The following is an 11,277-nucleotide window of genomic DNA, read 5'->3' as shown; positions in this document are numbered from 1 at the left end:
GGGCCGGACGGCGCCGGACCGCAGGCAGCGCGGGACTACGCCATCTGGCGCGACAGCCAGCCGGCCTACCGCGGGCCTGCCGTCGCGCCACGCGGCCACATGGCTTATACCTCTGGCACTACCGGCCGCCCCAAGGGGGTGGTGCGCCAGCCTTTCGCGCTGGACGAACTGGCTGACCGGCAGGCGCGCATGGCCGCGGTGGTCGAGCAAGCCTACGGCCTGCGTGACGGTTGCCGCGCCTTGCTGCCTGCACCCATTTATCACAGTGCTCCCAGCGTGTTCGCGCAGGTGGCGCTGCGTACTTGCGCCCAGTTCGTCGTCACGCAGCGTTTCGATCCCGTCGACGTACTGGCGCTCATCCAGAAGCATCGGATCGATACGCTGTACATGGTGCCCATCATGTATGTGCGCCTGCTCAAGCTTGCGCCCGGCGTGCGCGCCGCCTACGACGTTTCCTCGGTGCGTTTCGTGGCCTGCACGGGCGCGCCATGCGCGCCGGAAGTCAAGCGAGCCATGATCGACTGGTTCGGGCCGGTCATCCATGAAACCTACGCTTCCAGCGAAACGGGCATGGTGACGGCCATCGATTCCCTGCAGGCTCTGCGCAAGCCGGGCAGCGTAGGGCTGCCCATCGGGGATGCGGTGGTGCGCATTTATGGTGAAGACGGGGCTCCCTGCGCCCCGGGGCAGGTCGGCCGCATCTATGTACGGCAGCCGGCTTATGCTGATTTCACCTATCGCAACAACCCGCAGGCGCGCGCGGCGGTCGAGCGCGATGGCCTGATCGGCCTGGGCGATCTCGGATATCTGGATGACGAGGGCTACCTGTTTGTGTGCGACCGGGAGTCCGACATGGTCATTTCCGGCGGTGTGAACATCTATCCGGCTGAAATCGAACAGCAACTGCTGCAGTACCCGGGCGTTGCCGATTGCGCCGTGATCGGTGTTCCGGATGACGAGTACGGCGAGCGGCTGCTGGCTTTACTGCAGCCCGGCGACGGTGCCGCGCTGGAGCCGGAGGCGGTGAGCCTATGGTTGAGCTCGCGCCTTGCCCGCTACAAGTTGCCCCGCGACATCCGGATCGACGCCTGTCTGCCGCGTGATGACAACGGCAAGATCGCCAAGCGCAAGTTGCGCGCGGCCTATTGGCAGGCACGCGACCGGAAGGTCTAGGACCGGCGCGCCGCGCCATGGCGGCCCGGTGCTTTGCCGGTCTGCCGGGAACAATAAAGCGCGCGTTCGGCGCGCATTCGGAGACAACAATGAACACATTCATGAAGTGCCTGCTGCGCCTTGCTTCACTGTTGCTGCTGGGAAGCATGATGTCCGCCGTCGCCAAGCCGCAGTTTCCCGAACGCCCGCTGCGGTTCGTGGTGCCGTACGCCGCGGGCGGCTCGGCCGACCAGTTGGCGCGGGTGCTGGCCGAGTATATGGCGCAGAACCTCGGGCAGCCAGTGGTGATCGAGAACAAACCAGGCGCCAGCACCCGAGTGGCTGCCGTGCAGGTGGCGCGCGCGCCTGCCGACGGATACACGATTTTCCTGGCCAGCAATTCCAGCATGGTGCTCAACCCCTTGCTTTATCGCAAGCTGGACTACCAGGCCCACGACTTCCGGGTCATATCGGTAACGGCCGAAATGCCGCTGGTGCTGGTGGCCAACCGGGAATTGCCCGCCGATACGCTAGGGCAGTTCGTGGCGCATGCCCGCAGCCAGCCTGGCCGCCTGAACTACGCATCGGTCGGGCTGGGGAACCCGCTGCAACTGACCACCGAGCTGTTCAAGTCGCGCGCCGGCATCGACCTGGTGCACGTGCCCTATAACGGCAGCGCGCCCGCCCTGGCGTCGTTGATGGCCAACGACACGCAGGTCATGATCGACGTGATCAGCACCTCGCTGCCATTGGTTCGCGAACACAAGCTCAAGGCGCTGGCGGTGGCTTCGGCGCAGCGCCTGGACGTGCTGCCCGACGTGCCTACCGTGGCCGAAAGCGGTTACCCCGGGTTCCATGCCGCCACGTGGTTTGGCGTGTCGCTGCCGGCCGCCACGCCGTCCGCCGTGGTCCAGCGTCTGCAACAGGCCATCGATGCCGCGCTGTCGGCGCCGGATTTCCGTGCGCGCTTCCAGGCGCTGGGCCTGATGGTGCAGGCGCCGCGCAGCCAGGCCGACATCGACACCTATGTGGAAAACGACCGTACGCAGTGGGCCCAGGTGATCCGGCGCAGCAACATCCAGCTGGATTGACGCGCGGCGTGCACCCCTATGCCACCTGCCGCGCCGCCATCATCTGCCGGTTTACCAGGTGCGCATAGGCGCCGCCCCGGCGCAGCAGCTGGTCGTGCGTGCCCGATTCCACGATGCGTCCGCCGTCCACTACGGCAATGGCGTCGGCCTGGCGGATAGTGGACAGCCGGTGCGCGATGATCATGGTGGTGCGATGGCGCATCAGTTCGGCCAGCGCCTGGTGCACCTGCGCCTCGCTGATCGCGTCCAGGTGGGACGTGGCCTCGTCCAGCACCAGGATGGGCGCATCGCGCAGGAAAGCCCGCGCGATGGCGATCCGCTGGCGCTGGCCGCCCGACAGCGCCACGCCGCGTTCCCCCACGCGGGTATGCAGGCCGTCCGGCAGGCCGGCCACGAAATCGCCCAGCGCGGCGCGCTGGATGGCCAGGTCCAGGTCGGCCGCGCTGGCTTCGGGGCGAGCCAGGCGGATGTTGTCTTCCAGCGTGCCGTTCAGCAGCCAGGTGTCTTGCGCCACCAGCGCAATGCGGCGGTACAGCGCATCCAGTGTCAGGTCGGGCAGGCGGTGGCCGCCGATACGCACGTTGCCTTGCTGCGGGTCCCAGAACCGCAGCAGCAAGCTGGCCAGGGTGCTCTTGCCGGCTCCCGATGGCCCCACCAGCGCCAGCGTGGCGCCGGCCGGCAGCTCGAGTGTCACGTCGCGCAAGGCTGGCTGCTGGCGGCCGGGGTAAGTAAAGCCCACGTCATCGAAAGCCAGCGGCAGCCCCGCCGATGACAGCGGCGGGGACAAGGGGCCGTCCACAATGTGCACGGGCTCGTCATGGATGGCCCGCAGGCGCCGCGTCGAGGCCAGTGTGTCGGCCAGTTGGCGGCTGACCTGGGCAATTTCCGATACCGGCAGGAAGGCGGCCACCGACAGCAGCATCAGCAGCGGCAGCAGGCCCGCCGCCAGCGCGCCTTGCGCCACCCACCAGGCGCCCGCCACGGCAACCGCCAGGCCGCCCAGCCCGGTGGTGATTTCCAGCAGGGCGCTTTGCCGCGACAAGTCGGCCAGCAGGGCCAGGCGCACGCGTTGGTAATCTTGCGCAATGGCCAGGAACGCGGCGCGGCGCCGGCCGGTGGCCGAGAACGCCACCAGGTCGGACAGACCCTGGATGGTTTCCGACAGGTGCGCGCTGAGCAGGCCCAGGCCCTGGCGCGCCCGGCTGCCCGCGGCATCCACCCGGGCGCGGTTCAGCCACGGCGATGCCGCCGCCCACAGCAGGAAGGGCAGCAGGGCCAGCATCAGCGGCCATGCCGTAATGCCCAGGATGCCCAGCACCACGGCGGGCACGAGCACCGCCACGAAGGCGGGCGCTACCGTATGCGCATAGAAATATTCCACCGTTTCCACGTCCTGGGTGGCCAGGCCCACCAAGTCGCCGGCGCGGCGGCGCAGCAGATAGGCGGGCGCCAGGGCCTCCAGCTTCCGGTACAGCGCGATGCGCATTTCGGCCAGTAATTGGTAGGCGATGGCGTGCGCCAGCCAGGATTCGATCCAGTGCAGGGCGGCCGCCGCGATGGCGGCGGCGAACAGGCCCACCAGCAGGCTGTCGAACGGTTCGCCATTTTTCAGGCGCGCGATGATCAGTGCGCCCAGCACCGACACCCCGATAAACGCCGCGACCCGGCCGACGCCGCTGGCCACGGTGATGGCGAACTGCCGCCGCCAGGGCTGGATGATCTGCATCAGCGTCTGCATGACCTGGCGGGTGCCGATCTGGCGCGCCTCGGCGTCCAGCGGCTGGGGGGCAGGCTTGTTGGCGCCGTCTTCGCTGCCTGGTGTCGTCTCGACGGTGTCCCGTCCGGCGGCGGGCGCCGATGCTTGCCCGGTGCCTTGCTGGCCGCCCATCAGGCGTCGGTACAGGGTGTCGCCCGCCATCAGCGTGGCGTGCGTGCCGGTTTCCACGATGCGGCCGCCATCCAGCACCAGGATGCGGTCGGCGTTGATCACGCTGGACAATCGGTGCGCCAGCACCAGTGTCGTTCGGCCCTGGCTGAGCCTGTCCAGGGCCTGCTGGATCTCGGCTTCATTCTCGGCGTCCACCGACGACAGGGCTTCGTCCAGCACCAGTACCGGCGTGTCGCGCAGCAGCGCGCGCGCAATGGCCAGCCGCTGGCGCTGGCCGCCCGACAACTGCGTGCCGCGTTCGCCCAGCATGGTCTGGTAGCCCTGCGGCAGGGCCATGACGAAACCGTGCGCATTGGCGGCAATGGCCGCGGCCTGCATTTGCGCCGGCGTGGCATCGGGCCGCGCCAGCAGCAAGTTTTCTTCTACCGTTCCATGGAACAGGGTGCTGTCCTGCGCCACCAGCGATATGCGTGCCCGCACGGCTTCCGGGTCCAGGGTGCGCAAGTCCTGGCCGTCCAGTTCGATCGAGCCGGCTTGCGGATCGTGCAGGCGCAGCAACAGGCGCACCAGCGTGGACTTGCCCGACCCGCTGGGGCCTACGATGCCCACCCGCTCGCCGGGGCGTATGTCGAAGGCCATGCCCTGGTGGGTAATCTGCCGGCCTCCGGGGTAGGAAAATGCCACGTCCTTGAATGCGATAGACAGGCCGCCCTGCGCGGCGGCGGTCGGCGCCCGCGTGCCCGCGGTTTGCGGTGCCGGGCTGGTGGCATCCAGCAGGGCCCGCACGCTGGCCGCGGCCGACTGCCCCATCAGGCCCTGGTGCAGCACCGAGCGCAGGTCGCGCAGGGGGCGGAAAATCTCGGTGCCGGCCATCAGCACCACCAGCAGCGCGGCCAGGCTCATCTGCCCCTCGGACACGCGCCAAGCCCCCAACGCCAGCGCGGCGGCCGCGCCCACGGTAATGCCGATGTCGGTGGCAAAGCGCGCCGATACTTCGCGCCCCAGCACCTTGAAGGTATTGTCCGACAGCGCGCGGGCGCGCTGGGCCAGGCGTTCGCCCCAGGTGCGGCTCTGGCCGAATGCCTTCAACGTGGGCAGCCCCTGCATCGCGTCCAGGAATTCCTCGCCGAACGCCTTGAACGCCTGCGCGCGGCGGCGCGAGGCGTCCTGGTGGCTGCCGTGCGCCGCCAGCGGCAGGATCAGCGTCAGCAGGGCCGCGGCCAGCAGCACCAGCGCCACCGGCCAGTCCCACCAGGCAATGAAGGCGAAAATCATGACGGGCGCGCAGGCCGCCACGAAAAGCTGCGGCAGGTAGCGCCCGAAAAAACTCTGCAGCTGTTCCACTCCGTCGATCACGGCCAGCATCACGCCGCCCGTGCGCTGCCCGCCAAACCAGGCCGGCCCCAGTTCCACGATCTTGTCGTACAGCCGGGCGCGCAGGTCGTTCTGGATGCGCGCCGCGTTGCGGTTGGCCAGCATGTTCAGGGCATGCTCGAACACGCCGCGCAGCAGAATGGCCGCGGCGGCGCCGGCCAGGGGCCACCACAACGCCGCGCCGGACGCGCCGGCGAACAGCCGCGCCAGGAATTGCCCCAGCAGCGCGAACCGGGCGATGCCGGCCGCCAGGCCCAGCAGCCCGAACAGGCCGCAAATGAACATGCGCAGCCGCACGCCGCGCGTCATGGCCCAGAGTATCGAATCGAAATACATGGTGGTGTGCTTTTCCCGTTGGTGTGCGCTCTACCCCTGATGGCGAGAATACCCAAGGGGAACGCCAGAACCTGTCAGTGGGTGGGCCCCGGTCAGAACAGCCCGAACAGCCCGCCGCGGTTCAGTTCTTTCTCGCAAGACTTGTATTGCGCGCCGAATCGTTCGGCGCGGGTCTGCACCTGCCCGGCTACGCGCTTGAGCCAGGCCTTGCGGTCGTAGCTCCGGTTGCGGTAGCCCGTCCAGCCTTCGTGGTAGTTCAGGTACTGGCCATAGGCGTCCCATTTCGACACCCCATTGATGCGCTGGGTCTTGCTGATATACCAGCCCATGAAGTCCAGCGCGTCGGCCAGGTTGTCGCGGCTGGACGTCCAGCCGCCGGCCTCGCGCTTGTAGTCGGCCCAGGTTTCGTCCTTGGCCTGGGCGTAGCCATAGGCCGAACTGACCCGGCCCCACGGGATGAATCCCAGGAAGTAATAGCGCGGCGGCAGCGCATCGTGCTTGAAGCTGGATTCCTGGTACATCATGGCGAACGGCACTTGCACCGGCACGCCCCATTTGTCGCGCACGTCCAGCGCGGCGTCGTGCCAGTCGGGCTTCTCGCGGAAGATCTCGCACAGATTGTCGGGGTTGGACGGCGGCGTGGTGGCGCAGCCCGTCAGTACCATCAGCAGGGTCAGCAGTGGCGGCCCTAGTCGCATTGCCGGATTCCTCGTCGGGGGATGGCGGCATTCTAAGCGTTTCCGCGTGTCATGCCGCGACCCCGCCCGGCCGGCCCATCAGGATGGCAGGACGTCGCGGGCCAGGATGAATTCACTGGCGCTCATCAGGTCGGCCACCAGCGCCGCGCGGGCCGCTTCGGCGTCCTGCCGTTCGATGGCGGCGACCATATTGGCGTGGTGCACATGCGCTTCGCCGTGGGTCAGGCGGCGCGGGCTGCTGGCCAGGTCGTAGTTCAGCACCGGACCCACCTGCAGCCACAGGCCTTCGATGATCTGCAACAGCACCGGCATGCGGGCCGCCCGGTAGATGGCGAAGTGCAGCCCCTTATTGGCGCGCACGGCCTGCCGGCCATCGGGCCGGGCCTGTTCGCGCGCCAGCCGGAACTCGCGTTCGTAGGCCTGGATCTCGGCCAGTTCGGCCGCGTCGCGATGCTGGGCCGCCTGCATGATGGCCAGCCCTTCCAGCTGGATGCGCAACGTGCGCAATTCCAGGAAGCGGCTGCGCGTCATGATCGGCACGCGGATGGCGCGATTGGGCAGCACTTCCAGTGCCTGCTCGGCGGCCAGTCGGCCCACCGCTTCGCGCACCGGCATCGCGCTGGTGCCCACGGTGGCCGCCAGGCCGCGCAAAGTGAAGCGTTGCCCGGGCTCCATTTCTCCCGATTGCAGCAGGGCCTTCAGGTCCGCGTACACGCGGTCCGACAGGGTATGCCGCACGATTTTCTCCATTTTCCCTTGCAGTTCGGTGGCCGGCGGCAGGCGGTCCACGGGTTCGGCGGAGGAGAGGGCGGGTGGTTGCATGGTTGAGTTTCCCAACGTATTATGCATTTGTAATCTGTGATCACAGATACATCTGCTACACCAATAAGCTTAACCCGACCCGGGGCAAAAGAATCCCGGCGCGGCAAAAAGTCCACAAATCCCATTCACGGATACGGAGACAAGCATGAACCGGTGGAAGACAACCCTGGCGGCCGCAACGGCCGCCGTGGCCCTGGCGCCCATGTTGTACGGCGCCCCGGCCCAGGCGCAGCAGAAGGCCAAAGTGTTCCTCAGCATGAGCTATGTCGGCAACGACTGGCAGGCCGAGGCCTCGAACATGGTCAAGGCCATGGCCGCGCATCCTTCGATGGCCGACAAAATCGACCTTCAAGTGCAGGTGGCCGGGCCCAACGCGCAAAAACAGATCCAGCAGATCAACGCCATGGTGCAGGCCGGCGCCAAGGCCATCGTGGTGTATCCGATTTCGCCCACGGCCCTGAATCGCGTCATCAAGAGCGCTTGCGCCAAGAACGTGCTGGTGTTCGCTTATGACGCCGAGGTGACCGAGCCTTGCGCGCACAACGTCACCATCGACCAGGAAGAGGCCGGACGGGTCACGGCGCAGTGGCTGGCCGACAAACTGGGCGGCAAGGGCAACGTGGTGCTGGTCACCGGCGTGCCCGGCACCTCGGTGGACACGCAGCGCACCGAGGCGGCCAAGAAGGTGTTCGCCAAGTATCCCGACATCAAGATCGTGGGCGAGGCCGTGGGCATGTGGAGCCAGGCCGTGGCCCGCACCGAACTTTCCAAGCTGCTGGCCACGCGGGCTTGGGACAGTATCGATGGGCTGTGGATGCAGGTGGGCTGCTATACCGCCAATTCCATGCAGGTCGAGGCAGGCCGCAGCCCGCAGGACTTGCTGCCGTGCGCGGGCGAAGGCTCCAACGGCGGGCGGGTGCAGATGCTGCCGGCCGGCACGCAGGTGGAAGGCGCTGCCGGCACTTATTCGGCCATGGGGGCGCCGCGCGTGTCGTACGCATCGCCGCCTTATTCGGGGGCGCTGGCGCTGAAGCTGGCGGTGCAGGCGCTGGAAGGCAAACAGGTGCCCAAGCACGTGAAGCTGCCGCTGCCGCTGGTCACCAATGACACCATCAAGCTGTGCGAAACCGGCAGTTGGGCCGAGATGAAGGCGGGCTGCAATGTCTTCAAGCCATCGGCGGTCAAGAATCCGGGCTGGTTTGCCTCGATCTTCTCCAACGACACCCCGGAAGTCGGGCTGAAGGCTGCGTTGTCGTCCCAGCCCGAGTCCTGACGCCTGGCGTCGTACTGCAAGGAAGCTGCCATGAATATCGCCGATCGCGGTGCGCCCGCGGTGCGCGCCGTGGGCCTGCGCAAGGTCTTTGGCCCGACAGTGGCCGTGGATGACGTCGCCTTCGATATCCAGCCGGGTTCGGTGCATGCCCTGCTGGGCGAGAACGGGGCGGGCAAGTCCACTATCGTCAAGCTGCTGTCCGGCCTGATCGAGCCCAGCGGCGGCCATATCGAGATCCATGGCCAACCTGTGCGCCTGCGTTCGCCGCGCGCGGCGCACGCGCTGGGCGTCCAGACCGCCTTCCAGGAAATGACGCTGGTGGCCGACTTGTCGGTGCTGGACAACATGCTGATGCCCTATGCGCCGCGCGGCCCCTTGGGCATGATCCGGCGCCGCGCGGCGGCCGAGCGGGTGGCGGCCCATTTGCGAGAACTGGATTTCGACGTGGACCTGCATGCCGAAGCCGGCACGCTGGACTTGGCCGTACGCCAGAAAATCGAGATTGCCCGCGCACTGTTGCGCCGGCCGCGCATCCTGCTGCTGGATGAACCCACATCCACGCTGGCCGGACGCGACGTGGACTGGCTGGGCGGCATCATTGCAAAGCTGAAAAACCAGGGCACTACGGTGGTGTTCATTTCGCATCGCATGCGCGAAGTCCGCGCCTTCTGCGATCGCCTGACCATCCTGCGCAATGGCAAGCATATTTCCACAGGCCCCGCCGGCGAACTGGACGACGATGCCGTCATCGAACGCATTGTCGGCCGCAGCGTGTCGAGAGTGTTTCCGCCGCGCGCCGGGCAGGCGGCCGATCCGGGTCCCGAGGTGCTGGGCGCGCGCGGACTGGACGCGGGCAAGGCGCGCGGCATCGATTTCAGCCTGAGGCGCGGCGAGATCCTGGGGGTGGCGGGCCTGCAGGGCATGGGCCAGCTGGATCTGTTCCACGCCTGCTTCGGCGTCATCGCGCCCGAGCGCGGGCGCATCCTGGTCGACGGCCGCGCGGTCACCCTGGGGTCGCCGGCCGATGCCATCCGGCCGAACATCGGCATAGGCATGGTGCCCGAAGACCGCAAGACCGAAGGCCTGTTCCTGAAGCTGAACGGCCGCGCCAACGCGACCTTGCCGGTCATTGAACGCTATGCGCGCGGCGGCCTGATCCGTGCCGCCGCGGAGAGCGCCGCGGTCGAACAGGCTTTCCAGCGCGTACAGGTTGACCGCCGCGCCGCCTGGACGCCGGCCGGCGCGTTCTCGGGCGGCAACCAGCAAAAAATCGCCATCGCCAAATGGCTCCTGGCGCAAAGCCGCATCCTGCTGCTGTTCGATCCCACGCGCGGCATCGATGTGGGAACCAAGCATGAACTGTATGTATTGATGCGGCAGTACGTGGCGCAGGGCGGCGCCATCCTGTTCCATTCCACCGAGATTCCCGAGATCGTCAACCTGAGCGACCGTGCCCTGGTGCTGTATGGCGGCCAGGTACAGGGCGAGCTCGAGGGCGAGGCGCTGACCGAACAGGCCATCATGCGCATCGCGCTGGGGGGCAATGCCCTGCAACGGAGGGCGGCATGAGGTCGTATCCCGATCTGCCACAAGCCCCGGGCGCGCTCGCGCGGCGTGCCGGGCCTTCGCCGCTGGCCGCGCATCGCGGCCTGTTGACCGCCATCGCGGTGTTCGCCGTGATGCTGTGCACCGTTGTGATGCTGGGCAGCGGCACGCTCACGTACTTCGACGTGGCTTTTCTCAGCAGCGGCGGCGCCACCCTGGCCATCGCGGCAATCGGCGCCACCGTGGTCATCTTGACAGGCGGCTTCGATCTGTCGGTGGGCGCGGTGATTTCCCTGGTGAACGTGGCATTGGCCGCCGGGCTGGTACTGGGCGGGCCGCAAGCGGGCGTCTGGGAAGCCACGGCCACGGGGGTGATCATCGGCATGGCGGCGGGCGCCTTCAACGGGTTTTTCGTTGGCGTGCTGCGCCTGCAGCCCATTGTGGTCACGCTGTCCACCATGTTCATCCTGCAAGGAGTGACGCTGCTGGTCATGGACAAGCCCGGCGGCATGGTGCCGCCGTCGCTGGCCGAGTTCTACATGGGCGATGCCTGGCCCGAACTGCTGCCCATGCCGCTGGCGTTGCTGGCCGTGCTGGCGCTGTTGTGGCTGTGGCTCAAGCGCACGCCTTTCGGGGTGGCGTTGTACGCGGTGGGCAGCGATGCCGATTCCGCGCGCGCCGCCGGCTTGCGGGTGGCCGCGGTGCGGTTCCTGGCTTATGTGCTGGCCGGCGGCCTGTATGGCATGGCGGGTGTGTTTCTCAGCGCCCAGACAGGCGCGGGCGACCCCCTGGTCGGCAATCCGCTGCTGCTGTCGATTTTTGCCGCGGTGGTGGTGGGCGGCACGCGGCTGGGCGGCGGCAAGGGCGGGCCCATGGGGTCGGTGTTCGGCGCCTACATTCTGATGGCCGTCGTGAACATCCTGCTGGTCTTGAACGTATCGGCGTATTACTCCACCGTTGTCGAAGGCATCATCCTGATCCTGGCGGCCCTGGCCGCGGCGGCCAATCGCGATTCGGTGCTGATGCGGCAATTGCGCGCCGCGCTGATCCGCTGGCGCGCGTGGCGCGCCGGCACGCTACCGCGCCAACTGGACGCGG

The 11,277-nt window shown here is 67.7% G+C and carries 8 protein-coding genes; 5 read left to right on the top strand and 3 right to left on the bottom strand.

From position 1 onward, the window contains the following. A partial coding sequence (locus tag LPZ50_RS15320) for an AMP-binding protein (protein WP_230662331.1) occupies positions 1–1,173 on the top strand: 1,173 nt, incomplete at its 5' end. 89 nt (positions 1,174–1,262) lie between these two features. Then, the gene (locus tag LPZ50_RS15315) at positions 1,263–2,243 is read left to right on the top strand and encodes a Bug family tripartite tricarboxylate transporter substrate binding protein (RefSeq protein WP_230662330.1); all 981 of its coding nucleotides are present in this window, start codon (positions 1,263–1,265) and stop codon (positions 2,241–2,243) included. Between the two features lie 16 nt (positions 2,244–2,259). Here LPZ50_RS15315 and LPZ50_RS15310 read toward each other — a convergent pair whose 3' ends face one another. The 3 genes from LPZ50_RS15310 to LPZ50_RS15300 form a co-directional block, all read right to left on the bottom strand. Further along, positions 2,260–5,841 (bottom strand): ATP-binding cassette domain-containing protein, encoded by a 3,582-nt coding sequence (locus tag LPZ50_RS15310; protein WP_230662329.1) that lies wholly within the window; start codon positions 5,839–5,841, stop codon positions 2,260–2,262. Positions 5,842–5,933: 92 nt separating this feature from the next. Continuing rightward, a complete protein-coding gene (locus LPZ50_RS15305) occupies positions 5,934–6,539 on the bottom strand; it encodes a hypothetical protein (RefSeq protein ID WP_230662328.1) in 606 nt (201 codons plus the stop codon). A 78-nt stretch (positions 6,540–6,617) separates the two neighbouring features. Further along, the gene (locus tag LPZ50_RS15300; RefSeq protein WP_230662327.1) at positions 6,618–7,361 is read right to left on the bottom strand and encodes a GntR family transcriptional regulator; all 744 of its coding nucleotides are present in this window, start codon (positions 7,359–7,361) and stop codon (positions 6,618–6,620) included. 145 nt (positions 7,362–7,506) lie between these two features. Here LPZ50_RS15300 and LPZ50_RS15295 point away from each other — a divergent pair, with 145 nt between their 5' ends. The 3 genes from LPZ50_RS15295 to LPZ50_RS15285 form a co-directional block, all read left to right on the top strand. Further along, entirely contained in the window at positions 7,507–8,634 is a 1,128-nt protein-coding gene (locus tag LPZ50_RS15295) for a sugar ABC transporter substrate-binding protein (RefSeq protein WP_230662326.1), read from the top strand. Positions 8,635–8,664: 30 nt separating this feature from the next. Next, entirely contained in the window at positions 8,665–10,203 is a 1,539-nt protein-coding gene (locus LPZ50_RS15290; protein WP_230662325.1) for a sugar ABC transporter ATP-binding protein, read from the top strand. Continuing rightward, a partial coding sequence (locus LPZ50_RS15285) for an ABC transporter permease (RefSeq protein WP_230662324.1) occupies positions 10,200–11,277 on the top strand: 1,078 nt, incomplete at its 3' end. The genes LPZ50_RS15290 and LPZ50_RS15285, both read left to right, overlap by 4 nt.

The organism is Bordetella petrii (genome assembly GCF_020991325.1).
GTDB classification, from domain to species: Bacteria; Pseudomonadota; Gammaproteobacteria; order Burkholderiales; family Burkholderiaceae_B; genus Bordetella_A; species Bordetella_A petrii_E.
This window is presented reverse-complemented; position numbering and strand designations above follow the sequence as displayed.

Bases quoted from the DNA above. Each gene is read 5' to 3' on its own strand.
- LPZ50_RS15315 (WP_230662330.1), top strand. From the start codon at position 1,263: ATGAACACATTCATGAAGTGCCTGCTGCGCCTTGCTTCACTGTTGCTG.
- LPZ50_RS15310 (WP_230662329.1), bottom strand. From the start codon at position 5,841: ATGTATTTCGATTCGATACTCTGGGCCATGACGCGCGGCGTGCGGCTG.
- LPZ50_RS15305 (WP_230662328.1), bottom strand. From the start codon at position 6,539: ATGCGACTAGGGCCGCCACTGCTGACCCTGCTGATGGTACTGACGGGC.
- LPZ50_RS15300 (WP_230662327.1), bottom strand. From the start codon at position 7,361: ATGCAACCACCCGCCCTCTCCTCCGCCGAACCCGTGGACCGCCTGCCG.
- LPZ50_RS15295 (WP_230662326.1), top strand. From the start codon at position 7,507: ATGAACCGGTGGAAGACAACCCTGGCGGCCGCAACGGCCGCCGTGGCC.
- LPZ50_RS15290 (WP_230662325.1), top strand. From the start codon at position 8,665: ATGAATATCGCCGATCGCGGTGCGCCCGCGGTGCGCGCCGTGGGCCTG.